The sequence below is a fragment of the Pseudomonas sp. GM41(2012) genome, assembly GCF_000282315.2.
Lineage (GTDB): Bacteria > Pseudomonadota > Gammaproteobacteria > Pseudomonadales > Pseudomonadaceae > Aquipseudomonas.
The window spans coordinates 132,640-157,497 of sequence record NZ_AKJN02000008.1 but is presented as its reverse complement, the minus strand read 5'-3'; the positions used below and the strand labels follow the sequence as shown (position 1 = coordinate 157,497).

Annotated in this window: 24 protein-coding genes; 12 read left to right on the top strand and 12 right to left on the bottom strand. The window is 60.2% G+C overall.

The genetic code is table 11. The features are described 5' to 3' along the window. Nucleotides 1-25: 25 nt before the first annotated feature. From livH to PMI27_RS07540, 4 genes are read left to right on the top strand one after another with little or no spacing between them, the layout of a single operon-like run. Entirely contained in the window at nucleotides 26-949 is a 924-nt protein-coding gene (gene livH / locus PMI27_RS07525) for a high-affinity branched-chain amino acid ABC transporter permease LivH (protein WP_008147295.1), read from the top strand. Further along, nucleotides 946-2,202 (top strand): high-affinity branched-chain amino acid ABC transporter permease LivM, encoded by a 1,257-nt coding sequence (locus PMI27_RS07530; protein ID WP_008147294.1) that lies wholly within the window; start codon nucleotides 946-948, stop codon nucleotides 2,200-2,202. Before livH ends, PMI27_RS07530 begins: the two co-directional genes overlap by 4 nt. Then, a complete protein-coding gene (gene livG, locus PMI27_RS07535) occupies nucleotides 2,199-2,966 on the top strand; it encodes a high-affinity branched-chain amino acid ABC transporter ATP-binding protein LivG (RefSeq protein ID WP_008147293.1) in 768 nt (255 codons plus the stop codon). The genes PMI27_RS07530 and livG overlap by 4 nt, the downstream gene beginning before the upstream one ends. After that, nucleotides 2,967-3,668, top strand: a complete 702-nt coding sequence (locus PMI27_RS07540; protein ID WP_008147292.1) for an ABC transporter ATP-binding protein — start codon at nucleotides 2,967-2,969, stop codon at nucleotides 3,666-3,668. A gap of 399 nt (nucleotides 3,669-4,067) precedes the next feature. On the opposite strand, the gene PMI27_RS07545 is transcribed toward PMI27_RS07540, so the two are convergent. Beyond that, the gene (locus PMI27_RS07545) at nucleotides 4,068-4,991 is read right to left on the bottom strand and encodes a LysR family transcriptional regulator (RefSeq protein WP_008147291.1); all 924 of its coding nucleotides are present in this window, start codon (nucleotides 4,989-4,991) and stop codon (nucleotides 4,068-4,070) included. A 104-nt stretch (nucleotides 4,992-5,095) separates the two neighbouring features. Here PMI27_RS07545 and PMI27_RS07550 point away from each other — a divergent pair, with 104 nt between their 5' ends. From PMI27_RS07550 to PMI27_RS07560, 3 genes are all read left to right on the top strand, one after another. Continuing rightward, entirely contained in the window at nucleotides 5,096-5,695 is a 600-nt protein-coding gene (locus PMI27_RS07550; protein WP_008147290.1) for a short chain dehydrogenase, read from the top strand. 169 nt (nucleotides 5,696-5,864) lie between these two features. Continuing rightward, nucleotides 5,865-6,518, top strand: coding sequence for a COG3650 family protein (locus PMI27_RS07555; RefSeq protein ID WP_008147289.1), 654 nt, complete (start codon nucleotides 5,865-5,867; stop codon nucleotides 6,516-6,518). Between the two features lie 95 nt (nucleotides 6,519-6,613). Further along, nucleotides 6,614-8,227, top strand: a complete 1,614-nt coding sequence (locus tag PMI27_RS07560) for an NAD(P)/FAD-dependent oxidoreductase (protein ID WP_008147288.1) — start codon at nucleotides 6,614-6,616, stop codon at nucleotides 8,225-8,227. A 127-nt stretch (nucleotides 8,228-8,354) separates the two neighbouring features. On the opposite strand, the gene PMI27_RS07565 is transcribed toward PMI27_RS07560, so the two are convergent. Continuing rightward, the gene (locus PMI27_RS07565) at nucleotides 8,355-9,449 is read right to left on the bottom strand and encodes a PLP-dependent cysteine synthase family protein (protein WP_008147286.1); all 1,095 of its coding nucleotides are present in this window, start codon (nucleotides 9,447-9,449) and stop codon (nucleotides 8,355-8,357) included. A 239-nt stretch (nucleotides 9,450-9,688) separates the two neighbouring features. Between PMI27_RS07565 and nhaA the strand changes: the two genes are divergently transcribed. The 3 genes from nhaA to PMI27_RS07580 all read left to right on the top strand — a co-directional run bounded on the left by nhaA (nucleotide 9,689) and on the right by PMI27_RS07580 (nucleotide 12,409). After that, the gene (gene nhaA / locus PMI27_RS07570) at nucleotides 9,689-10,876 is read left to right on the top strand and encodes a Na+/H+ antiporter NhaA (protein WP_008147284.1); all 1,188 of its coding nucleotides are present in this window, start codon (nucleotides 9,689-9,691) and stop codon (nucleotides 10,874-10,876) included. A gap of 121 nt (nucleotides 10,877-10,997) precedes the next feature. Continuing rightward, a complete protein-coding gene (locus PMI27_RS07575; RefSeq protein ID WP_008147282.1) occupies nucleotides 10,998-12,182 on the top strand; it encodes a colicin E3/pyocin S6 family cytotoxin in 1,185 nt (394 codons plus the stop codon). Beyond that, nucleotides 12,179-12,409, top strand: a complete 231-nt coding sequence (locus tag PMI27_RS07580) for a DUF7683 domain-containing protein (RefSeq protein WP_008147280.1) — start codon at nucleotides 12,179-12,181, stop codon at nucleotides 12,407-12,409. Before PMI27_RS07575 ends, PMI27_RS07580 begins: the two co-directional genes overlap by 4 nt. Nucleotides 12,410-12,492: 83 nt before the next feature. On the opposite strand, the gene PMI27_RS07585 is transcribed toward PMI27_RS07580, so the two are convergent. Continuing rightward, nucleotides 12,493-12,957 carry a glycine zipper 2TM domain-containing protein gene (locus tag PMI27_RS07585; protein ID WP_008147278.1) on the bottom strand — a complete coding sequence of 155 codons (465 nt, stop codon included), beginning with the start codon at nucleotides 12,955-12,957 and terminating at the stop codon, nucleotides 12,493-12,495. A 168-nt stretch (nucleotides 12,958-13,125) separates the two neighbouring features. On the opposite strand from PMI27_RS07585, the gene PMI27_RS07590 reads away from it, so the two are divergent. Continuing rightward, entirely contained in the window at nucleotides 13,126-13,362 is a 237-nt protein-coding gene (locus PMI27_RS07590; protein ID WP_024164589.1) for a hypothetical protein, read from the top strand. Between the two features lie 5 nt (nucleotides 13,363-13,367). On the opposite strand, the gene pdxH is transcribed toward PMI27_RS07590, so the two are convergent. The 5 genes from pdxH to dinG all read right to left on the bottom strand — a co-directional run bounded on the left by pdxH (nucleotide 13,368) and on the right by dinG (nucleotide 21,404). After that, nucleotides 13,368-14,015 carry a pyridoxamine 5'-phosphate oxidase gene (gene pdxH, locus PMI27_RS07595; RefSeq protein WP_008153897.1) on the bottom strand — a complete coding sequence of 216 codons (648 nt, stop codon included), beginning with the start codon at nucleotides 14,013-14,015 and terminating at the stop codon, nucleotides 13,368-13,370. Nucleotides 14,016-14,039: 24 nt separating this feature from the next. After that, on the bottom strand, nucleotides 14,040-15,155 hold the full coding sequence (locus tag PMI27_RS07600; protein WP_008153898.1) for an OmpA family protein: 1,116 nt from the start codon (nucleotides 15,153-15,155) through the stop codon (nucleotides 14,040-14,042). Between the two features lie 113 nt (nucleotides 15,156-15,268). Continuing rightward, entirely contained in the window at nucleotides 15,269-16,414 is a 1,146-nt protein-coding gene (locus tag PMI27_RS07605) for an EstA family serine hydrolase (protein WP_008153899.1), read from the bottom strand. A 227-nt stretch (nucleotides 16,415-16,641) separates the two neighbouring features. Then, nucleotides 16,642-19,164: a beta-galactosidase gene (locus PMI27_RS07610; RefSeq protein WP_008153900.1), complete on the bottom strand. Its 2,523-nt coding sequence runs from the start codon at nucleotides 19,162-19,164 to the stop codon at nucleotides 16,642-16,644. Nucleotides 19,165-19,259: 95 nt separating this feature from the next. Next, complete coding sequence (dinG, locus tag PMI27_RS07615; RefSeq protein WP_008153901.1) at nucleotides 19,260-21,404, bottom strand: ATP-dependent DNA helicase DinG; 2,145 nt, start codon at nucleotides 21,402-21,404, stop codon at nucleotides 19,260-19,262. A 99-nt stretch (nucleotides 21,405-21,503) separates the two neighbouring features. Here dinG and PMI27_RS07620 point away from each other — a divergent pair, with 99 nt between their 5' ends. Beyond that, nucleotides 21,504-21,968 (top strand): CopD family protein, encoded by a 465-nt coding sequence (locus tag PMI27_RS07620; protein ID WP_008153902.1) that lies wholly within the window; start codon nucleotides 21,504-21,506, stop codon nucleotides 21,966-21,968. 145 nt (nucleotides 21,969-22,113) lie between these two features. Here the strand turns inward: PMI27_RS07620 and PMI27_RS07625 are convergent, their stop codons facing one another. The 4 genes from PMI27_RS07625 to PMI27_RS07640 form a co-directional block, all read right to left on the bottom strand. Continuing rightward, nucleotides 22,114-22,872 (bottom strand): hypothetical protein, encoded by a 759-nt coding sequence (locus tag PMI27_RS07625; protein ID WP_008153903.1) that lies wholly within the window; start codon nucleotides 22,870-22,872, stop codon nucleotides 22,114-22,116. Next, entirely contained in the window at nucleotides 22,865-23,143 is a 279-nt protein-coding gene (locus PMI27_RS07630; protein WP_033053458.1) for a DUF1145 domain-containing protein, read from the bottom strand. Before PMI27_RS07630 ends, PMI27_RS07625 begins: the two co-directional genes overlap by 8 nt. Before the next feature lie 148 nt (nucleotides 23,144-23,291). Beyond that, complete coding sequence (locus PMI27_RS07635) at nucleotides 23,292-24,008, bottom strand: OmpA family protein (RefSeq protein WP_008153905.1); 717 nt, start codon at nucleotides 24,006-24,008, stop codon at nucleotides 23,292-23,294. Nucleotides 24,009-24,097: 89 nt separating this feature from the next. After that, nucleotides 24,098-24,793 (bottom strand): OmpA family protein, encoded by a 696-nt coding sequence (locus PMI27_RS07640; protein WP_008153906.1) that lies wholly within the window; start codon nucleotides 24,791-24,793, stop codon nucleotides 24,098-24,100. Nucleotides 24,794-24,858 lie beyond the last annotated feature (65 nt).

Below are 24,858 nucleotides of genomic sequence, written 5' to 3'. Positions count from 1 at the left end.
GTATCAGGTTTTTAGGAGCGCTGTAATGCCTGACATCTATCACTTCTTCCAACAGCTGGTTAATGGTCTGACCATTGGCAGCACGTATGCCCTGATCGCCATCGGCTATACGATGGTTTACGGCATTATTGGAATGATCAACTTCGCCCACGGCGAGGTGTACATGATTGGTTCCTACGTGGCGTTCATCGCCATTGCGGGCCTGTCCATGATGGGACTCGACAGTGTTCCGCTGTTGATGACCGCCGCTTTTCTCGCGACCATTGTCGTGACCAGTGCCTACGGTTACAGCATCGAACGGATCGCCTACCGCCCTTTGCGCGGCAGCAACCGTCTGATCCCGCTGATTTCCGCCATCGGCATGTCGATCTTCCTGCAGAACACGGTTCTGCTGGCGCAAGACTCCAAGGACAAATCCATCCCCAACCTGATCCCCGGTAACTTCTCCATCGGGCCAGGTGGCGCACATGAAGTGCTGATTTCCTACATGCAAATCGTGGTGTTCGTGGTGACCTTTGTCGCCATGCTCGGCCTGACGTTGTTCATCTCCCGCTCTCGCCTGGGTCGCGCCTGCCGCGCCTGTGCCGAAGACATCAAGATGGCCAACCTCTTGGGTATCAACACCAACAACATCATCGCCCTGACCTTTGTCATCGGTGCCGCACTGGCAGCCATCGCGGCTGTGTTGCTGAGCATGCAATACGGCGTGATCAACCCGAACGCCGGTTTCCTGGTCGGCCTCAAAGCCTTCACCGCAGCGGTACTGGGCGGTATCGGCAGCATCCCCGGAGCCATGCTCGGCGGGATCGTGCTGGGGGTGGCGGAAGCCTTTGGTGCCGATATCTTCGGCGACCAGTACAAGGACGTCGTGGCGTTCGGCTTATTGGTTCTGGTGTTGTTGTTCCGGCCAACCGGCCTGTTGGGCCGTCCGGAGGTTGAAAAAGTATGACTAGGAATCTTAAACAGGCGTTGTTCAGCGCCTTGCTGGTGTGGGCCGTTGCCTACCCGGTACTCGGTCTGAAACTGACCATTGTCGGCATCAACCTCGAAGTTCATGGCACCAGCAACGCAACACTGATCACCATCGCCGTGTGCTCGGTGCTGATGTTCCTGCGGGTGTTGTTCGATCAGCAGATCAGCTCGGCCTGGAAATCCTCGCCAAACCTGCCGGTGATGCCGGCCAAGGCCAGTACATTCCTGACCCTGCCGACCACTCAGCGCTGGATCATCATCGCGTTGATCATCGGTGCGCTGGTCTGGCCGTTCTTCGGCTCCCGCGGTGCGGTGGATATCGCCACGCTGGTGCTGATCTACGTGATGCTCGGCCTGGGCCTGAACATCGTGGTCGGTCTGGCCGGTCTGCTCGACCTCGGTTACGTCGGCTTCTATGCCGTCGGCGCCTACAGCTATGCGCTGCTGTCGCACTACTACGGCCTGAGTTTCTGGATCTGCCTGCCGATCGCCGGGATGATGGCGGCCACCTTCGGCTTCCTGCTCGGTTTCCCGGTGCTGCGTCTGCGCGGTGACTATCTGGCGATCGTGACCCTGGGGTTCGGTGAAATCATCCGTCTGTTCCTGCGTAACCTGACCGGCCTCACGGGGGGTCCGAACGGCATCAGTAACATCGAGAAACCGACGTTCTTCGGCCTGACCTTCGAACGTAAAGCCGCTGAAGGCCTGCAGACCTTCCACGAGTACTTCGGCCTGGAATACAACTCGATCAACAAGGTGATCTTCCTTTACCTCGTTGCGCTGTTGCTGGCGCTGTTTGCCCTGTTCGTGATCAACCGCTTGCTGCGCATGCCACTGGGCCGTGCCTGGGAAGCGCTGCGTGAAGACGAAATCGCCTGCCGTGCGCTGGGTCTCAATCCTACGGTCATCAAGCTCTCGGCCTTCACCCTCGGTGCGTGCTTCGCCGGTTTCGCCGGCAGCTTCTTCGCCGCGCGTCAGGGCCTGGTGACACCAGAGTCGTTCACCTTCATCGAGTCGGCGACCATCCTCGCCATCGTGGTGCTGGGTGGCATGGGCTCGCAACTGGGCGTCGTACTCGCCGCCACGGTGATGATCCTGTTGCCGGAAATGATGCGTGAGTTCAGTGAATACCGCATGTTGATGTTCGGCGCCTTGATGGTGCTGATGATGATCTGGCGTCCTCAAGGACTGCTGCCCATGCAACGTCCTCACATGGAGCTGCGCAAATGAGCCGCGAGATCCTTAAAGTCGAAAATCTGAGCATGCGCTTCGGCGGCTTGCTGGCGGTCAATGGCGTAGCCCTGAGCGTGAAGGAAAAACAGGTCGTGGCACTGATCGGCCCCAACGGCGCCGGCAAGACCACCGTGTTCAACTGCCTGACCGGCTTCTATCAGCCGAGTGGCGGCAGCATCCTGCTGGACGGCGAGCCGATCCAGGGCCTGCCCGGCCACAAGATCGCTCTCAAAGGCGTGGTGCGCACCTTCCAGAACGTGCGGTTGTTCAAGGACATGACGGCGGTCGAGAACCTCTTGATCGCCCAGCACCGTCACCTGAACACTAACTTCCTGGCCGGTCTGTTCAAGACCCCGTCGTTCCGCAAGAGCGAGCGCGAGGCCATGGAGTTCGCCGAGTTCTGGCTGGACAAGGTCAACCTCAAGGCATTCGCCAACCGTCCGGCCGGCACCCTGGCCTACGGTCAGCAACGTCGTCTGGAAATCGCTCGCTGCATGATGACCCGTCCGCGGATCCTCATGCTCGACGAACCGGCCGCCGGCCTGAACCCGAAGGAAACCGAAGACCTGAAGGCGCTGATCAGCATGTTGCGTGAAGAGCACAATGTCACCGTGCTGCTGATCGAACACGACATGAAACTGGTCATGAGCATTTCCGACCACATCGTCGTGATCAACCAGGGCACACCTCTGGCCGACGGCACGCCGGAACAGATCCGCGACAATCCCGAAGTGATCAAAGCCTACCTGGGGGAAGCGTAAATGCTGCAATTCGAAAACGTTTCCACCTTCTACGGCAAGATCCAGGCCCTGCACAGCGTCAACGTCGAAGTCCGCCAGGGCGAGATCGTGACCCTGATCGGCGCCAACGGTGCCGGCAAGTCGACCCTGCTGATGACGCTCTGCGGTTCACCGCAAGCCCACAGCGGCAGCATCCGCTACATGGGTGAGGAGTTGGTCGGTCAGAGTTCCTCGCAGATCATGCGCAAGAGCATCGCCGTCGTGCCGGAAGGTCGTCGGGTGTTTGCCCGTCTGACCGTGGAAGAAAACCTCGCCATGGGTGGGTTCTTCACCGACAAGGGCGATTATCAGGAACAGATGGACAAGGTCCTCGGACTTTTCCCACGCCTGAAAGAACGCTTCGCCCAACGCGGCGGCACCATGTCCGGCGGCGAACAACAAATGCTCGCCATCGGCCGTGCGCTGATGAGCAAACCCAAGTTGTTGCTGCTCGACGAACCATCGTTGGGCCTGGCACCGATCATCATCCAGCAGATCTTCGACATCATCGAACAGCTGCGCAAGGATGGCGTGACGGTGTTTTTGGTGGAGCAGAACGCCAACCAGGCGCTGAAAATTGCCGACCGTGCGTACGTTCTGGAGAACGGCCGGGTGGTGATGACAGGCACCGGGGAAGCGCTGCTGACTGACCCGAAAGTGCGTGAAGCGTACCTGGGTGGTTGAGTCTTTGCGGTAAACAAAAAACGGCCTTCGGGCCGTTTTTTTGTGCCCGCCACAAACTCATCAACGCTAAAAAAACCCTCTGTAGGAGCTGCCGCAGGCTGCGATCTTTTGATCTTGATTTTCACCAGAACCACCGAAGATCAAGATCAAAAGATCGCAGCCTGCGGCAGCTCCTACAGAGGATTTTTGGTGTTTTGGAGAGTGTGTTTAATCAGTGTCCGTGTTACTTCCTGCAAGCTACATCACCTTGCGTCTTTGCCTACAACTACGCCAATCCGCCGGCTTGTGCGCCTTGGGCCTGGCCTCTATCGTTTCCCTGCCACTGCCCATCGGTGTGGCGAACTGGCTGTGAATCGAGCGCTGGATCAAATCGACCCACAGGATTCCTGACCACAAAGATCACCCTGTGGTGTGCTGGAGCCGATCCAGCGCTTCACCGCTGCGCTTGAACCAGCCAATCAAATAGTCCGCCAACACCTGTGTGCGCTTCGGCAATCCACCCTGATAGGGGTGCACCAGGTACATCGGCATGCGGCGGGTCTGATAGTCCCGCAGGAGCCAGCGCAAACGGCCGTCAGCCAATTCCGCTTGCAGCAGGTAGGACGGCAACCGCGCAATGCCGGCGCCGGCCAGTGCCGCTTTTTTCAGCAGGCTGTAATGGTTGCTGGCGAACGGTCCCGACACGCGCACCCGCAACAATTCGTGTTGCTGGTGATAGAGCCACTCTTCGCGACCGCTGTAGTGACTGTTGAGCAGACAGCGATGTTCAGCGAGGGCCTGCGGGGTCAATGGTTCGCCGTACTGTTCAAGGTAAGCCGGGCTGGCGCAGGTCATTTCGTGCCAGGCTAATAGCGGTCGGGCCACCAGGCGCTCGTCATTGCCCACCTCGGAGCGAACCGCGAGATCAAACCCGTCGCGGGACAAATCACGGTAGTTGTTGCTCAGGTCCAGCTCGATCTGCACCTCGGGATATTTGCCAGAGAACTCCAGCAACAAGCCATCGAAGAAGGTTTCCCCCAGCGATACCGGAACCGTCATACGCACCGGCCCGGCCATGTCGTCCTTCAGCCGCGCCAATGCCTGACGCGCCCTCTCGACTTGGACTACAAGCGCCTGGGCTTGCGGCAACAGCGCCGCACCCGCAGCGGTCAGGCTCAAACGGCGGGTGGTGCGTTGCAGCAGCACCACTGAAAACCGCGATTCCAGTTGGCTGATGCGCTTGGATAACTGCCCCTTGCTGCACCCCAGCTGCTGCGCCGCCAGTGTGAAACTGCCTGCTTCAATCAATATCGCGAACGCCGCCAGATCATCCATTTCGCTCATGGATTGTTTCCATTTGAAAACCAAAGGTTGCCTATTAGCACGCTTATCGATGAAAAAAACCACTCTAGACTGAAGCCACTTTCAACCACTCAAGGAACAGCAGCATGAAAATTCTTTTGATAGGCGCAGGCGGCACCATCGGTTCAGCGGTCGACAAGGAGCTGTCCGAGCGTCACGAGATCATCCGCATCGGTCGCAACAGCGGTGATTTCCATGTGGATATCAGCGACAGCGCATCGATTCGCAAGCTGTTCGAGCAAACCGGCAAGTTCGATGCACTGGTCTGCGCCGCCGGCAACGTGACCTTCGCCCCCCTCGGAGAAATGACCGAAGAAAGCTTCGCGCTGGGCCTGAAAGACAAGTTGATGGGCCAGGTCAATCTGCTGCTGATCGGCCGCGAGTACGCCAACGACGGCGCCTCGTTCACCTTCACCACAGGCGTGCTCAGCCACGACCCGATCCGCAGCGGCGCCTCGGCAGCGCTGGTCAATGGCGCTCTGGACAGCTTCGTTCGCGCCGCAGCGATCGAACTGCCTCGCGGCCTGCGCGTCAATTCGGTGAGCCCGAACGTACTGGTCGAAGCCATGGGCAAGTACGCGCCGTACTTCCGCGGCTACAAACCGGTTCCGGCAGCGGATGTAGCATTGGCCTACGCCAAAAGCGTCGAGGGCCTGCAAACAGGTCAGACCTTTCACGTGGGCTAAACCGCCGCAACCTGTAGGAGTACGGCTTGCCGGCGATGGCGATATCGAAGACGCCATCGCCGGCAAGCCGTGCTCCTACAAGTGATGGGCGAATCGAATTCAAAAGTAGTGGGGTTGTGATGAACGGTCAGGCTGAGTAACGTGGCGGCACTTGTCTGGAGACTCAAAGATGCGTGTTGCCCGTTCCTTAGTCCTTGTTGCCCTGCTTCCGCTGTTTGCCGCCTGCCAGTTGCTCGATGGCCCGCGTGAAAGTGCCTCCCACGTGGGCCAGACCCGCATGCAGGGCCAGTTGACGGCGGCCGACGGCAAGCTGTTGTTCCAGCCGTGCAATGAACAGCGCAGTTATGTGGTCAACGACACCGGCGGCACTAGCCTCCTGCAAGAGGCTGCGACCCTGGCCGATGACCAAGGCAAGCTTTTTGCTGACGTACGCGGGCGGGTCGTCGACAGCCGCCTCGATCTTGCGCAGCTGTACCGCGTCGAGCGCTCGGGCATCGCGTGCAACGATCCGAATTTCAAAGTGCTGATACTGCGCGCCGCCGGCCATGGGCCTGAGTGGAACGTGAAAGTCAGCGGCAAAGGCATGGTCATCGAGCGCGCCGGTCAGCCGCCATTGGCCGTGCCTTACGTTGAAGAGCAACTGGGCGATGGTCGCTTCAACCTCAGCACCGAAGCCAATAACCAGCACATCGAACTGTGGGTCGCGCCGCAACGTTGCGTCGACAGCAGCACCGGCAGCGTCCAGCACATGAGCGCCGAACTGCGCATCGACGGCCAGGTTCAGCGTGGCTGCGGGTATTTCGGCGGATCGCGTAACGACTGATCGTTTTAGCCTCACGGGAATCATTCTTTGAGGCTTATAATCGCGGGCTTCAAACGCCTTGGCGCAGTTGTGCGCCCCGCGAACCGGATCCTGTCATGTTACGAATCACCGAACTCAAGCTGCCGATCGACCATCCCGAAGAAGACCTGCGCCCTGCCATCGTGCAGCGCCTGGGCATCACCAGTGATGACCTGCTCGATTTCACCTTGTTCAAGCGCAGCTACGATGCGCGCAAAAAGTCCTCCGAACTGTGCTTCATCTACACCATCGACCTCAACGTTCGCGATGAGGCGACGGTGCTGCACACGTTCGCCGATGACCGTAACGTCAACGTGGCGCCGGATGTCAGCTACAAAGCGGTCGGCCAGGCGCCGGCTGATCTTGAGCAACGTCCCGTCGTCGTGGGCTTCGGTCCGTGCGGGATTTTCGCCGGGCTGCTGCTGGCGCAAATGGGCTTCAAGCCGATCATCCTCGAGCGCGGCACCGAAGTGCGTCAGCGCACCAAGGACACTTGGGGTCTGTGGCGTAAAAGCGTGCTTAACCCGGAATCCAACGTGCAATTCGGCGAAGGTGGCGCGGGGACGTTCTCTGACGGCAAGCTTTACAGCCAGATCAAGGACCCGAAATTCATCGGTCGCAAAGTCCTGCACGAGTTCGTCAAAGCAGGTGCGCCGGAAGAAATTCTCTACGTCAGCAAACCGCACATCGGTACGTTCCGTCTGACCGGTGTTGTGGAAAACATGCGTGAGCAGATTCGTGCGCTGGGTGGCGAAGTGCGCTTCCAGCAGCGGGTGACCGATGTGTTGATCGAGGACGGCCAACTGGTCGGCGTCGAGCTCAATGGCGGCGAGCAGATCCATTCGAAACACGTGATTCTGGCCCTCGGCCACAGCGCTCGGGACACCTTCCGCATGCTGCATGGCCGTGGCGTGTTCATGGAAGCCAAGCCGTTTTCAGTGGGTTTCCGCATCGAACACCCGCAATCGCTGATCGACCGCGCGCGTCTGGGCAAGTACGCCGGCCACCCGAAACTCGGGGCCGCCGACTACAAACTGGTGCACCACGCCAGCAACGGACGTTCGGTCTACAGCTTCTGCATGTGCCCTGGCGGCACCGTAGTGGCGGCGACGTCCGAGCCGGGCCGCGTGGTCACCAACGGCATGAGCCAGTACTCGCGTAACGAGCGCAACGCCAACTCAGGGATCGTCGTAGGGATCACCCCGGAAGTCGATTATCCGGGCGGCCCGCTGGCGGGTATCGAGTTGCAGGAACGCCTGGAATCCCACGCCTTTGTGCTGGGCGGCAGCAACTACGAAGCGCCGGCGCAACTGGTCGGCGACTTCATTGCCGGCAAGCCGTCCACCGAGTTGGGCAGCGTAGAACCGTCCTACAAACCGGGCGTTGCCTTGGGTGATCTGGCGTTGGCCTTGCCGGCGTTCGCCATCGAAGCCATTCGCGAAGCCTTGCCGGCGTTCGAGAAGCAGATTCGCGGTTACTCGCTGCACGACGCGGTGTTGACCGGGATCGAGACCCGTACATCGTCGCCGCTGCGGATTACCCGTGACGAGTCGATGCAGAGCCTGAACGTGAAAGGCTTGTTCCCGGCGGGTGAAGGCGCGGGTTATGCGGGCGGGATTCTGTCGGCGGGTGTTGACGGGATTCGGATTGCAGAAGCGGTGGCCCGCGACATCCTCGGCCTCGAGGCCTGACACAAATCCCCTGTGGGAGCGAGCCTGCTCGCGATGGCGGCATAACATTCAATAGAGATGTTGACTGATCTACCGCTATCGCGAGCAGGCTCGCTCCCACATTTGGATCTTCAGTGCTTGAAAGATCTCAGATATTGGCGCGCAGCACGGTGGCCGGCAGCGGCTCGCCGCGCTCGACACTTGCCGCCACGGCATCCATCAAACCGCTCAACTCATACCCCTGGCCCTTGAGCCAATCCTGATCGTAATAGGTGGTGGCATAGCGCTCGCCGCCATCACACAGAATCGCCACGATTGACCCCGACTCCCCCGCCGCCGCCATCTGCTGGGCCGCCATCAACGCGCCGATCAGGTTGGTCCCGCTCGACCCGCCGACCCGACGTCCCAAACGCTGCGCCAGGTAATGCATGGCCGCCAGAGACAACGCGTCCGGCACTTTGACCATCGCATCGATCACTTTGGGCAGGAACGACGCTTCTACCCGAGGCCGGCCAATGCCTTCAATCCGCGAACCGCAATCCAGGCGCAGACTGGCGTCGCCGGTCTGGTAGTAATCGAAGAACACCGAGCGCTCGGCATCGGCGCAGAGCACGCGTGTGCAATGTTGGCGGTAACGCACGTAACGGCCCAGCGTCGCGGTGGTACCGCCGGTGCCGGGGCTGGAGATCAGCCAGCTCGGCTCGGGGTGCAGTTCGAAGCGCATTTGCTGGAAGATCGACTCGGCGATGTTGTTGTTCGCCCGCCAGTCGGTAGCGCGCTCGGCATAGGTGAACTGGTCGATGAAATGCCCATCGTGTTCACGGGCCAGGCGCTCGGATTCAGCGTAGATCTGCGTCGGATCGTCGACCAAATGACTCTTGCCGCCGTAGAAAGCGATCTGCGCGATCTTCTCTTTGGAGGTGCTCGCCGGCATCACCGCAATAAACGGCAAGCCCAGCAAACTGGCGAAGTACGCCTCGGAAATCGCCGTCGAACCGCTGGACGCTTCAATCACCGGCGCCCCGGGCTTGAGCCAGCCATTACACAGTGCATACAGAAACAGCGAGCGCGCCAAGCGGTGCTTCAGGCTGCCGGTGGGATGACTGGACTCATCCTTGAAATACAACTCGATGCCCGGAAAACCCGGCAGCGACAAGGGAATCAGGTGGGTGTCGGCGCTGCGCTGGAAGTCGGCTTCGATGATCCGGATGGCTTCGCGGGCCCACTGTCGGTTGTCGCTCATGGTGGTTTTCTCGTTGAGTCGGCCTTGTTGCAAGGCTCAGCTAACAAGCTTAGGAAAAAACCTACATCCCGCACAGGTACAGCTGAGGTTCAATACACCCGACAACTGCTAGGCTCAGGTCCCTGCTGATCGTTCACGTTGTAACGGCATATAACAAAAAAGAATATAACTTTTGTTTTAACAACTAACGGTACGGGTTAGGGTGTGCCACCTTTTGAATTCATCGATGGAGAGCGACCTTGCCTCTGCGTAGCACTTTCACGCGTTTCTTCCAGTTGGAAGCTGCCAGCGGACTGTTATTGATCGCCGCTGCTGCCCTGGCGTTGATCATCAACAATTCGCCGCTGTCGTGGCTTTACAGCAGTTTTCTGGACACTCCGGTCGTGGCGCAGGTCGGCGCGTTGCAAATCGCCAAACCGGCGCTGCTGTGGATCAACGACGGCCTGATGGCCCTGTTCTTCCTGTTGATCGGTCTGGAAGTGAAGCGCGAAGTCCTTGACGGTCAACTGTCGAAACCGTCGCAAATCGTCCTGCCCGGTGCGGCGGCGATTGGCGGCATGGTGGTTCCGGCGCTGCTCTACTGGTTTCTGAACCGTGAAGACCCGGCAGCCTTGGGTGGCTGGGCCATCCCGATGGCCACCGACATCGCCTTCGCCCTCGGCGTACTGGCCCTGCTGGGTAAGCGGGTACCGGTGTCGCTGAAGCTTTTCCTGATGACGTTGGCGATTATTGACGACCTCGGCGCAATCATCGTCATTGCGATCTTCTACTCGGGTACGCTCTCGACCCTTTCGCTGTCTCTGGCCGCGACGTGCATCGTGGCACTGATCGCGATGAACCGGCTCGGGGTGGTCAAGCTCGGGCCGTACATGATCATCGGCCTGATCCTTTGGGTTTGCGTGCTCAAGAGCGGCGTCCACGCGACACTGGCCGGTGTGACCCTGGCCTTCTGCATCCCCCTGCGCACGAAAAACGCCGAACCTTCGCCGCTGCTGACCCTCGAACACGCCCTGCATCCATGGGTGGCCTACGGCATCCTGCCGCTGTTCGCCTTCGCCAACGCCGGCCTGTCCCTGAGCGGCGTGACCGTCGAAAGCTTCACCCACCACGTACCGATGGGCATTGCGGTCGGCCTGCTGCTGGGCAAAACCCTCGGCGTCTTCGGCCTGACCTGGCTGGCCGTGAAAATCGGCATTGCCGCCCTGCCCCAAGGCGCCAACTGGGGCCAGGTAATGGGCGTGGCAATCCTCTGCGGCATCGGCTTCACCATGAGCCTGTTTGTCGGCTCCCTGGCGTTTGAGCCGGGTGTCAGTGAATACGCAGGGATGGACCGGATGGGGATTTTGACCGGTTCGATACTGGCAGCATTGATTGGTTATGCGGTCACGGCGGCGGCGAGTCGCAAGAGCGCCGCGCTGCAATCCTGATAAACAGAGACAACTCTTAGAGTCATTCAAGACTCGTCCTACAGCCACGATCAGCCTCGTTCGTTAACGTCGCACTGCCCCTTTGTTGGGGGCTGTCGATGTTCGAACGCAAGGAAGATCAGTGGCTGGCAATAAGGACATTCCCCGGGTCAAGAACCCTCCGTCAGGCGACGGTCATCACGTCACTCACCGCTTTATGACGGCCACCGAACTGGCCGAGCGGGATGCCCGACAAAACGCTTACGACGCCATGCTCGCGAGGCAAGACGCCTTCGAACGGAGTCGTGAGGTCGTCGCGAAAAAGCACGAAGCCGTTCGCGCGGGCTGCGTCTTTGCCAAGTCCTGCAAGCTGCCGGACGCCATCATCGATTACTCGAATCCTTCGGGGATGGTGCCTACCGACAGCCTCAAGGACTACGGAGAAGTCGCCTGGCTCGGCGCTCGCGAGGCAGACAATGCCGGGCTGCTGAATCTTGAAACCATCAGCGGCAGCACCGTTTCGCTTGGCATTGGCCGTCTGGCACTTCACGCCCCGGCGCTCGCCGCCCCGGCCGCTGCACTTGGCACTGCTGGATCCGCCGTATTGGCCGGCGTGGTCGCGCTGTTCTGGACGCCAAACCTGGGCGACAGCGCGCTCTATACCGAAGATCAGTTGCGCGCCCTGAAACAGGCCAGAACCCGTGTTCGTCTACAGGTCGAGCAACAGGCTGACGGTAGTCTCAAGGGATACGGTTTCTACACCGGCAAGAACCGCGATTGGGAAATGGTTGATGTCGTGCAGTTCAGCTTGCGCGGCAGTCAGCAGGTGGCGGATCTGGGGGATGGTGTTGAGCTGATCTGGACACCGGCTGTGGATGGTTCCGACATCCTCGGTATTCCCGCGCTGGAGGCTGCGCCGCAAGCGCCGCACATTTGGGTTTATCCGCCGACGAAAGCGGCGGATAGCATCATCGTGAATCCGGTTTACCCGCCTGATTACAAGGATTTCATTCTTGTATTCCCCGCGAACTCAGGAGTATTGCCGGTTTATATTGTGGTCAGTGTTTCTAACCACAAATATTATCCAGCGCCAAAGGGACTGACCGCTTTTCCCGACGCTACGAGAGCAACTCGTAAGACCCCGGTTAAAGGAGGCGGCGGCCTTAGAAAACGCTGGAAAAACCCAAACGGGAAAATTTTTGAATGGGACTCACAGCATGGGGCTGTCGAGATGTACGACAAACGTGGCCGTCATCTCGGTGAATATGATCCGAGTACTGGCGAGCAGACCAAACCAGCGGATAACACTAGGAAAGTAGAACCATGATTTACGTCATAGAGGCATTTGATAAAAAAACCGAGCGCCTCGCATTCGAAGAAGAATTACCGAAGGGCTACGATAAAGAACTCAGAGCAATTATGGGATGGACGAAGGACCAACAAGGCTGGGAGGGATACAACCTCTCGACCGAGCAGCTGGATGCTCTGGAAGAAATACTGGGAAAGAAAATTTATGATCCAACATATCAATTTCAACTGACATGCAACGTCTAGAGATAGCAACGTTCGACTTTCATTCCAAAAAGAAAACCCCGACCAGTCACCTGATCGGGGTTTTCTTTTACCCGTATTCCCGCTTAGTGCGAAACGCGGCTCGTCCCATCAACAGTAGCAATCCGCACCCGCTCGCCAACACGGAACACTTCATTTTCCTGAACCTGTTGCACGTAGGCGCGCATGCTGCCGTCGTCTTCACGCACGGTGATTTCCACGCCCTGAGTGCGGGTCAGGCCTTCTTCAGCTGCAGAACCTGCCAGGCCACCGGCGACTGCACCGATAACGGCAGCAACGATGCTGCCGCGACCGCCACCGATAGCGCTACCGCCAACACCGCCAACCGCCGCACCGGCAAGGCCGCCGATTGGGGTTTTGGTGCCTTCGATTTTGACCGGCCGCAGGGATTCGATGGTGCCCATGCGAACGGTCTGCACGCGACGCGCTTCGTCACGGGAATAGGAGTCACCGGTCAGGCTCGATTGGCAGCCAGTGAGCAACATCGCCATCGTGGAAAAGGAAGCAACCAGCAGAACAGACTTACGCATAGCATCAACTCCAAAGGACAGGTATTCATTAAACTCCGCAGCTTGACGCCTGTCACGGCCTCGCCCGGATAAAATTGGTTTGATTCAGGCCCGGTACAGGCACCTCCACGAACTCACCACACAGTAGCGGCAAATTCCGGAATCTGCGCCGCTGCCCCAAGGATTGTCATGGATTACTTCATCATTGTCGTCACTACCGTTGCCGGATTGTATTTCCACTGGTGGCTATACGTGCGGATCAAACGCTGGATGGACCGCGATCTGGCGTTGGCACTGGCGGGTAAAGACGAGCAGAAAAAGGCGTTCATGCTCCAACAACTGGCGAACGCTCAAGCGCAGAAGATCAAGCGCCGAGACCTGCCGCAGTGGCTTGAAGCCGCTGCGGCAGGCTATTCCGATCGGTAGACGGCTTAAGGTGCCAGACGTTCAAGAATCCAGTCGGCGCCCTGAAAGCGGTAGTTGAGGCGATCGTGCAGGCGGCTCGGACGGCCTTGCCAGAACTCGATGCGCTCCGGTAACAAACGGTAACCACCCCAATGCTCAGGGCAATGAGGTTGCGTGTCGCTGAAACGTTGCTCGGTGTTCTTGAGCAGCGCTTCCAGCTCGGCACGATCGGCGATCACCCGACTCTGGGGCGATGCCCAGGCACCGAGACGACTGCCCAGTGGCCGAACCTGGAAGTAGGCGTCGGACTCCTCGGGCGTAACCTTCACCACCCGGCCTTCGATGCGCACCTGACGTTCAAGGGCCGGCCAGAAAAAGGTCATGGCCGCGAACGGGTTCGCGGCCAGATGCTGGCCCTTGGCGCTGTCGTAGTTGGTGAAGAAGGTGAAACCCTGCTCGTCCAGCCCCTTGAGCAGCAGAATGCGGCAATGCGGCCGACCGTCCTGATCGACGGTGGCCAGGGTCATGGCGTTGGCTTCCACCGGCGCCTGCTCGGTTTTCACCGCGTCGGCGAACCACTGATGGAACAGCGCGAATGGCTCGGCCGGGGCTTGCGCCTCGGTCAGGCCATCACGGGTGTAGTCGCGACGCATATCAGCCAGGCCCTGGGTCATGGCGCATTCCTTTTGGTTAACGAATTACTTTTTTACAGTATCGGCGGCGTCGGCGACTTTTTTCGTGTCGGCAGCGGCTTTGGCCGGGGCAGTCTTTTTCGCCGGCGTTGCAGTTTTAGCCGGTGCCTTCTTGGCGGCGGCTTTCTTGGCCGGGGCTTTTTTCGCCGCAGGCACATCGGCTTTCTTCGCGGCTGGCGCTGGAGTGACCGGTTTGACCACTGGCTTGACGTCCTGGGCAGCGACCAACTTCACTGGCGCCGGGGCCGGCATGTTGTACTTGCTCAGCAAGGCGACCATGGTGTTTTGCGGGGTCACCAGCAGTTCGACGCGACGGTTCAAGGCACGGCCTTCATTGCTGTCGTTGGCAGCACGCGGGGCTTCGCCACCCATACCGCGCAGCATCAGGCGATCACGCTGCAGACCGCTGAGGCGGAAAATCGCTGCCACGGCCTGGGCACGCTCCTGGCTCAGTTTCACGTTGGCCGGTGCAGCACCCGACGTATCACTGTGGCCCAGAACCAGCACGGCAGTTTTCGGATCGACTTCAAGGATTTTCGCGACGCGAGTGAACGGGCCGAGGGTCACCGGCAGCAGCATGGCCGGACGGTCAGGGTTGAACGAGCCTTCTACCGGCGCGGTCACCACCAGCACGTTTTCACGGCGTTCGAATGTCAGGTTACTGCCCTTGATCGCTTCGCGCAGGCGCGGTTCGTAGTCGTCGAGCCAGGCCTGGGTAACTTTAGGATCAGGCATCGGCACGGCTTTGGCAGTGCTTTGCTCTTTGCCGCCGAACGGCCACCACCAATTGCCACCTGCATCGGCCTCAGCCTTGGCCTTGGCCACCTCGACCGGTTTGGCTTCAGGCTTGGCTTCAGCTTTCACCTCTGGCTTCTTGTCGAGCACTTCCTCGGAACCGAATGGCCAGTACCAAGGGTTGGAGCTTTCAGCCTTGGCCACCGGAGCGGTCGCGGCAGGCTTCAAAGGTGCCGGGGCTGGGGTTGGAGCCGGGCCTTTAGCGGCGACTTTGTCGGAAGAACCGAACGGCCACCAGCTGCTGCCATCCGAGTCATTTTGTGGAGTTTGTGCGCAACCGGTGATAGCGAAGCACAGGGCCAAAGCGAGAGTTTTATTGGATGACATTGGATATCCACAAAATGAAGTAATGAAAAATCAGGCCGGAATGACCCGGATAAACAGACGCTTGGAAACCATAAAGGCCTTGGGGTTCCGGCCCTGGAACCCCTGAGCGCGTTTTACAGACAAGTGGCCAGTGCTCGCACAAGCTTTTGTGCACGCGGATCCATCAAGACGTACGGTCCCAAGGTATTTGTCACAAAGCCGAAGGCCACATCGTGTTCCGGGTCAGCAAAGCCGGTGGAACCGCCCGCACCCGGATGACCGAACGCACGAGGGCCGAGGCCGTAGGTGGCGTTGGGGACGTCCGGTTGATCGAGCATGCAACCCAGGCCGAAACGGGTCCGGGTCAGTAAAGTCTTGTCCTCGCCGAGGCTGTGCTCGCGCGTCAGTTCCTCGAGCATTTCGCTTTCCAGCAAGCTGCCATCGAGCAGACCGGCGTAGAACCCGGCCAGGCTGCGGGCATTGCCGTGGCCATTGGCGGCCGGCTGCTGCATGCGTCGCCACTCGGGTTTGTTGGTGCTGGTCATGATCGACGGCGGGTTAGTGAACGCCCTCGTGGTCATGGCCGTCGGCTCGCGCATGGTCACTTGCAGCAAGCGCTGGGCGGCGGCATCGCCGACATTGCCCTTGCCACGGGCGATGTGCGCCACGCGATGGAACTCCTGGTCCGCCAGGCCGACGTGGAAATCCAGGCCCAAAGGCTTCGCGACCCGCGCCACGATGGACTCACCCGGCCCACGACCGTCGGCACGACGCAGCAACTCACCGACCAGCCAGCCGTAGGTGATAGCCGCATAACCGTGACCATTTCCCGGCGTCCACCACGGTTCTTCGGCGGCCAGGGCGTCAACCATGGTTTGCCAGTCGTAAAGGGCTTCCGGGGCCAATAGCTCACGCAGCGCCGGCAGACCGGCCTGATGGCAGAGCAATTGACGCAGGGTCACGGACTCTTTGCCGGCGGCGGCGAACTCGGGCCAGTAGCGGGCAACCGGGGCATCCAGCTGCAGCTTGCCTTCGGCCACCAGTTGCAGGGCGGTCACCGCGGTAAAGGTCTTGGTGCAGGAGAACAGATTGGCGATGGTGTCGCTGTGCCAGGCTTCGGTGCCGTCCTTGTCAGCGCTGCCGGCCCAAAGGTCGACCACGGTTTCACCGCCGATCTTGATGCACAACGCTGCACCGCGTTCCTGAGGATCGTCGAACAGCGCCGCGAAAGCTTCACGCACCGCTTCGAACTTCAGCTCGTAAAAACCCTGAATCTGCACCCGCAACTCCCCGGATATAAAGCTCTACAAAGTGGCCCGCATTGTTCCAGCCCTAGAGGTTTTTGGGAACTGTTGCGGGCTGGGCGGCGTAGCCGCCGATAGATTTGTTCAGAAAATGTGTGGTGAATCCGAGGGCGCTATCGCGGGCAAGCCTTGCTCCTACAGAGGTGTGGAGATCCTGTGGGAGCATGGCTTGCCCGCGATGAACGATAACTCGGTCTCAATGCTTAATGCCCATTACCGGAATGCCCACCCGCATGGCCAGCGCCCTGCCCTGCGCCTTTGCCAGCCTCGCCTTTTCTGCCGCCCTCAGCTGCTTGACCGGCTTTATCCGCCTCAGTCTTGGCCTTCTCGGCCTCTTTGCCGAGCTGATCGACGGTCTGCAAATTGCTCTTGCGCACGCTATCAACGAACCCCTGGAACGGCAGATCGGTAATGCCCACCAGCCCGAAGTGACCGTTCTCGCCATCCAGTAGACGACCGGTAACCGGTTGGTCAAGGTATTGGAACCAGTGCACGCCGACGATCGACGGTTCGCTCATCGCCTGTTTGAGGAAATTGGCGTAAGCCGGCCCACGGTCTTCTTCCTTGGCCAATTGCGTCACGCCGCCCCAGAACGGGCCACGATCGGCCGAGCCGAAGTTGAACTCGGTGATCAGCACCGGTTTGTCCAGGCTGCGCAGCTTGGCAAAGTCGTAACCGTCCTGCGGTTGCAGGGTGTACATGTTGAAGCTCAGGACGTCGCAATACTGGGCGCAGGACTCAACCGCTTCCGGGGTGCTGATGGCAAACCGGCCGCCCAGCAACAGCTGATTCGGCGCGTGCCACTTGAGCGAATCGGAGAGGGTCTTGAAGTATGTGTCGGCGAAGACCTTCTGGAAGTATTTGAAGTCAGCCTCGATTTCCGGGTATTCGGCGCTTGGCAGCGGCGGCACGAAGCCCGGGTCTTCCATCAATTCCCAGGCCGGCAAATCAATGCCCCAGGCTTTGGAAAGGCCCGCCTGATTGCGGTATTTATCCCGCAATTGCTTGAGGAATGCGCGTTTGGCCGGCACATCGGTGGTCATTTTCAAGGTGCCGTAGGCCAAGGCGTAACGGGCTTTCGGGTCGTCGCCGGGACCGGCCCAGGCCAGTTCGTTGTCGGCGAAGTAGCCGATCAGCCATGGATCGTCGCGATGGTCGCGCGCGGCGATGGCCACGGCACGTTCGGTGGCCATGGCGAATCGTGGGTCGAACGGATCGGGCATGCCGCCCCACCAGTCGGTGCCGGTGCTGATGCTGGCGTAGTCGCCGACGATCGACAGCGGCAAGGTGTACGGCACGCGATCAGCGTTGGCCAGCGCCGGGGCGCTCCAGTTGCCGATAGTGTTGAAGCCCCAGGCTTGCAGGCGATCAAGGGTGTGGCTGGCCCAGCGCTGTTCATCAACCACCGCTTTGCAGGGCTCGGCAGGCGTTTGCTCAGCTGCTTTCGCGGCGGTCGCTTCAACAGCGCCGATCTTGGCGGCTTCGGCGACACCGGATTCGGCCGTCGAAGGAACGACCGGTTGCTCAGCAGCCTTCTCCACCGTTGCCGCAACCGCGTCAGCCTTGGCCGCTTCGGCGACACCGGCTTTGGTGTCGCTGGTCACCACACACGGCGGGCCATACAGACGCTGCAAGTTGGCACCATAGAAGTCGTACCAGCGACCGGCATTGTAGCCTCGGCCCTGATCGACGCCGTTGCCACCACGGTTATCGCCTTCGCCATAATGGCTGGCCAGCGGCTCGTCGGGTTTGGGCAGGGACTCGAACATCCACTCGCGGCCGGCGACGTAGGTCTGGTCGACGTCCGGGGTGACGGTGTTGACCCCGAGCGAATAGAACGGATGGCCTTCCGGGGTCACCAGGTACCAGCGACCGTCGCGTTTCTCGGTGCGGAAAAAGCCGCTGGCCTTGAATGCCGGGCCTTTGTTCCATCCACCGAATTTGTCCAGGGACGACTTCTCGCGCTCGGCCAGCCAGGTTTTCAGTTGCTGATGTTCCTTGGCGGCCGCGCTTTTCAGTTGCTCGTCACTGCCGATTTTCTCTGGCCATTTGGCCCGGGTCGACTGGCCGTAAGCGTCTACAAGGCCGCCAAAAGCCGCTTGGGTAACCGCATCGCCGTCCTGCACACCAAAGCGTTCCAACAGGATGCTCTGGGCGACTTTCGGCTGATCCATCGACAGGGTCACCGACACCACCTGGCTGCGCTCCAGCTCACCGGCGCTGCTGGCCAGCAATACGCGTTGGCCATCGAACGTCATCGGCATTGGCGGGCCGGCTTTCAGGCCCAGGCTCAATGGCGTAAAGGGCTGCAACGGCACCAATAAGGTTTGCGCAGGGCCGGCCGGCAAGTCGACGCGGCTGACCAACGTCTTGCCATCGTTGCTCTGGATTTTCACGTACAGGGTCACAGCCCAGTTCATTGCGCTCTGAATCCGCAAACTCATGAAGCCCGACTGCGACCAGTCCCAGGCGCCCGTCTGCGGGGTCAGACGCAAGGTCGGTTGTGCCGCCGGGTTGAACGTCACCCGACGCAGCACTTCGCCTTCGGCCGTTTGCTCGGCGTTGGATTGCGGCAGGCTGGCGTCCTGAGTCGCCACCTGGACCACATCGGCGGGGCGCACAAAGTTGAACAGCGTCTGTTGGCCGGCAGGAGCCGCCAGCAAAGGGGCTGCGAACATCAGAGCGAAAACGGCAGGTATCGAACGGCGCAGCGAACGGCGAATCATGAGAACGAAATTCTCCCTAACGACCCAAATGGGCCAGTGGAAAAGCGATGGCAGAGAGATAGACAACGCGGTGGGCAAATTTGCCCACCGGTGTATCAGGAAATTTCACGACGGAAGGGTGGCAACGCATTGAGGATTGCCTTGCCATAACGCTGGGTGACCAGGCGTCGATCAAGCAAGGTGATGGTGCCGCGGTCTTCTTCGGTGCGCAGCAAGCGACCGCAGGCCTGGACCAGCTTCAGCGAAGCATCCGGCACGGAGATTTCCATGAACGGATTGCCACCTCGAGCCTCGATCCACTCGGCCAGGGCCGCTTCGACCGGATCATCGGGCACCGAGAACGGAATCTTCGCGATCACCACGTGCTCGCAGTACGCACCCGGCAAGTCGACCCCTTCGGCAAAACTCGCCAGGCCGAACAACACACTGGAATCGCCGCCATCGACCCGCGCCTTGTGCTTGTTCAGGGTTTCCTGTTTCGACAGGTTGCCTTGAATGAACACTTGCTTGCGCCAGTCGCGGTCGAGGCCGTCGAACACGTCCTGCATCTGTTTGCGCGAGGAGAACAGCACCAGGGTGCCGCGCGAACCTTCCACCAAGGCTGGCAAGTCGCGGATGATCGCTGCGGTGTGGGCCGGCGCATCACGCGGATCGGCCTTCAGGTCCGGCACCCGCAGCACGCCAGCGTCGGCGTGATGAAACGGGCTCGGAACCACCGCGGTCACGGCTTTTTTCGGCAGGCCGGCGCGCATGCGGAAGCGATCGAAAGTGCCGAGCGCGGTCAGGGTCGCGGAGGTCACCAGAGCGCCGTAAGCCACGTTCCACAAATTGCGACGGAGCATTTCCGCCGCGAGGATCGGGCTGGCGTTGACCTCGATGTCGAACAGCGACCCGCTTTCGGCCAGGGTCAGCCAGCGGGCCATCGGCGGGTTGTCTTCCGGGTCTTCAGCGGTGAACGCGACCCACAACTCCCAATTGCCCGAAGAACGGGACAACAGGCTGCCAAACAGCGGGTACCACTCTTCGGCCTGGTTGCTGGCGATGCCGATGTTGACCTCGCCGTCCATGCCTTCCTTGAGCAGTTCGGTGAGACGGGTAAACAGATCGGTCAGACGGGCGAAACCCTTCTTCAGCTCGACGCCCATTTCGCGCATGTGCTCGGGAATCACCCCACCGACGAAACGGTGACGCGGCCGCTCACGGCCTTCGACGTCTTCGCCGGGTTTGAAATCGGCGACCTGCTCGCAGGCGCTGAACATGAATTGCTGCTGGGTCTTGATCTCCCGCGCGAGTTCCGGCACCTGCTCGATCAACTTGCCCAGGTCGCCCGGCAGCGGATGTTGTGCCAGCAACTTGGTGAGGTTCTTGGCGGTGGTTTCCAGCCAGTCGGCAGTGGAACGCAGACGCGTGTAATGGGCGAAGTGGCCGATGGCCTTGTCCGGCAGGTGGTGGCCTTCGTCGAACACGTAGATGGTGTCGCGCGGGTCCGGCAGCACGGCGCCGCCGCCCAGTGCCAGGTCGGCCAGGACCATGTCGTGGTTGGTGACGATGACATCGACCTTGCCCATGCCTTCGCGGGCCTTGTAGAAGGCGCACTGGCCGAAGTTCGGGCAATGGCGGTTGGTGCACTGGCTGTGATCGGTGGTCAGGCGCGCCCAGTCGGCATCTTCCAATGCGGTGGACCAGCTGTCACGGTCGCCGTCCCACTTATTGCCGGCGAGTTTCTCGATCATGCTGGTGAACAGCTTCTGACTGGCCTCGTCGACCTCGATCTTGAAACCTTCTTCTTCAAACAGCTGCGCCGTGGCGGTTTGTGCGTGACCTTCCTGGAGCAACATGTCGAGCTTGGACAGGCACATGTAGCGCCCGCGCCCCTTGGCCAGGGCGAAACTGAAGTTCAGCCCGCTGTTGCGCATCAGGTCGGGCAGATCCTTGTAGACGATCTGCTCTTGCAGGGCCACGGTGGCCGTGGCAATCACCAGGCGTTTGCCGGCGGCCTTGGCCGTGGGGATGGCGGCCAGGCTGTAGGCCACGGTTTTGCCGGTACCGGTGCCGGCTTCCACCGCGACAATCGCGGGGTCGCCACTGCGCCGGCCTTCGTCGTCGGTGTCGATGTCACCGAGGACCTTGGCAATTTCGGCGATCATCAGGCGTTGGCCGTAGCGCGGCTTGAGGCTCTTGGCTTCAAGAAAACGCGAGTAGGCGCCCTGGATCGTGGTTTTGAGTTCAGTGCTAATCATGGATTGTCGGGCGCAAAAAACGCTGGATAAATTTTCAGTGGTTCGGTTCGGCGGCTATCATACCGCGCTAATTAATCCCGCGCAGAACGGAGTACCCCAATGACACCTTTTGGCCTTGTTTATACCCTGCATGTACTGTCAGCCCTGGTCTGGGTCGGCGGCATGTTTTTCGCGTGGATGGTCTTGCGCCCCGCGGCGATGAAGGCACTTGAAGGCCCTGCCCGATTGAAGCTGTGGGTAGAAGTGTTTCAAGGTTTTTTCCGCTGGGTCTGGATCGCGGTGGTGCTGTTGCCGATCAGCGGTGTGGGCATGATTCATTTGCAGTTCAGCGGTTTTGAAGCAGCGCCGCGGTATGTGCAGGTGATGATGGGGTTGTACGTGGTAATGACGGCGCTGTTTATCCGGATTCAGGCGTTGTTGTTGCCCGAGTTGCGCACGGCAGTGGCGGCGCAGGACTGGCCGACCGGGGCGGCGACGCTTGGGAAAATTCGCAAGTTGGTGGGGATTAATCTGATTGTCGGGTTGGTGCTGGTGGCGATTGCAGCGGCACGACCGATGTTTTGAGGCGACTGGGCTGACGCTATCGCGGGCAAGCCTTGCTCCTACAGATTTTGCGTTGTTCACAACTTTTATGAACGACATTAAACCTGTAGGAGCAAGGCTTGCCCGCGATAGCGATCGATCAGACGACACACATTCCAGAAACCTCTTACAGACGCTGCACGGTCACCGAACCCGCCGCACCGGCAGGCCCCGGCTGTCCGTCAGCACCAGGGCGGCCGTTCTTGCCGCCATCGGCCTTATAAACGAAACAGCCCTTGGCCTTGCCACCCGCGCCCGGTTTACCGCCAGGTCCGGCCACACCGCCGTCACCGCCGGCCACCTGAACCTTGATCAGTTCCGCCGGGTAATCGCGCGGCACTTCCAGACGAACCAGTGCACCCGGCGCGCCAGGCTGACCGTCGCTACCATCACTGCCATCGGCACCACGACCGGCCTGGCCCCAGGTACAACCCGGTGCCTGACCGTTGGCCCCATCGAGACCGACGAAACCCGGTGCGCCCGCACCGCCGCGAGCGTCCACCAACAATTGCGGCGCATTCAGTGCCTTGATCTGCACGTTCAGGTTACGCCCGGAGCGGGCTGCCTTGAGGTAAGTCCCCGGCGCACCGCGAGCCGTGATCTGGCTGCCTTCCGACAATTGCGCACGACTGACCTTCAGCTCAAGCGGCTGTTCGCCGGGTACGATGGCGATCCGCGCTTCACGACCCAGACGCAATTCACCGACGGATACTTCGATCACGTTCGAGGGAATCAACAACGTGCCGTAGTCGGCCACTTCCAGGCGTTCCAGCTGCAAGGTGCTGGCGGTGTTGGGCAAACGCATCAGCGAGTTGGTTTCGACGCTCACCACCTGGGCGCAGGCCAATGGGCTGATGAGTGCAGCGAGCAGACAGAGTTTACGCATGGGAAGCCTTAGACGCGGTCGGAGCCGGGATGGTTTGCAAGTGGAAAACGCCGAAAAAGAGGATCTTCAGGCGATCAAGCCAAGGGTGAGCGCGACCTCTGAGGCTGCGGAAACAGAACACCGCCTCAAGAAGATGAAGGCAGGCCAGCAGGCCGCCGGCCAGATCGACCAGCAGATGCAGAGGATTGACGAACGGCATGAGCTGATTGACCAGCACCACCAGCCAGAACAGCAGGGTCAACAACTTCCCCAGCCCCCAAAACACGTTCATACGCTCCCCCGCTGAGAATTATTCTTTGCGCGCACAGTACCGGCTTACACGCGGGATAAGCCAGAGGGCAACGGAAAATTCTTCATGAAGGCCGCCGAATGGCCGCCGGACCGACTTCAATTGTGGAACGACGGCTCTATCACAGGGGTCAGCGATTGATGTGCAACTCCACCCGACGGTTTTTCGCCCGTCCTTCTTCCGTTTCGTTATCGGCCACCGGCTGACTTTGGCCCTTGCCCTCGCTGGTGAGCTTGTTCGGCGCCAGGCCCTGGCTCAACAGGTAGGCAGCCACGCTACTGGCGCGACGTTCCGAGAGTGCCTGGTTATAGGTGTCCGAGCCGACGTTGTCGGTATGACCGATCACCTTGACGCTCACCACATCGGCGCTTTGCAGTTTGGGCATCAGCGAATCCAGCTTGCTCTGCGCGGCAGGGGTCAGTTCGGATTGGTTGAAGGCAAACAGCACGTCGCCCGCGTCGTTCAGGGTGATGACCTCCGATTGCGCAGGTTCAGGTTTCACGCTGGCCGGGTACTGCGGCAATGGGCAACCATGATGTTCGACGGGGGTATTGGCAGGCGTATCAGGGCAGCGATCACGTCGATCGAAGACTCCATCATCGTCTTCGTCGCCATCCTGGGCGTAACAGATCAAGCCACCGGTCAAGATACCAAGCGCCGCGCCACCGGCCGCCCAACCGCTACTTTCGAGAGCGCCCAGACCGCCACCGACCAGGCCGCCGATAACGCTGCAGATTGGCCAGGTTCGTTGATTGAGGGAGGCGGTGCCATCGCTGTGAGTAGCGCAACCGGTCAACAGGCTGCCCAGCAGCACAACCGGCAAGACGGTCCGTGTGAGAACACTCATGGTGAAAGCTCCTGTGTTACCGGCCAATGCCGGTCACACAGGAGTAAAGACGCGCATCCGCGACTGCACAAGCCGCGGAGTACGAGAGGTTAGCGGTTGATTTTGATTTCCGTGCGACGGTTCAACGCGCGGCCGTCAGCGGTTTTGTTATCGGCAACCGGCTGGCTTTCACCGGCACCGGTAACAGACACGAATTCGCTGCGGGGGACGCCTTGGGAAATCAGGTATTCAACCACCGAGTGCGCACGACGATCCGACAGTTTCTGGTTATAGGTATCGCTGCCAACACTGTCGGTGTGACCGGTTACAGTCAGTTGGGCGGTGCTCGATTCCTGCTTCAGGCGAGTGGCGATTGTGTTGAGTACCTCTTTATCGGAAGGGGTCAGTGTGGCTTTGTCGAACTGGAAGTGAACATCGCGAATGACGATGACTTCTTCTTTAACCACGGCCTTTTCTTCGACCACTGGCGCAGGCACCGGTGGAGGGCAACCGTCGGCATCGACGCGCACGCCTCTAGGTGTTCCCGGGCACTTGTCGCGGCTATCCGGCACGCCGTCGCCGTCTTCGTCGCCATCACCGTGAACCCAGCAATAGGCCGCAGCCGTGCCGCCGACAAGCAGCGCGCCATACCCCGCCCATGCCGAGCTCTCGGTCGCGCCGAGACCGGCACCCACGACGCCACCGACCGCCGCACAGGTCGGCCAGTCGGTTTTCTGCAAACCTGCGCAACCAGTCAACACACTGGTTAGCAGAACCAAGGGTAATGCTGTGCGAACTATGCTCATCTAGTTTTCTCCTGAGGGATCGGCTTAGAACCGATTCAGGTAGTAAAGACCCGAGTTTTAATCTC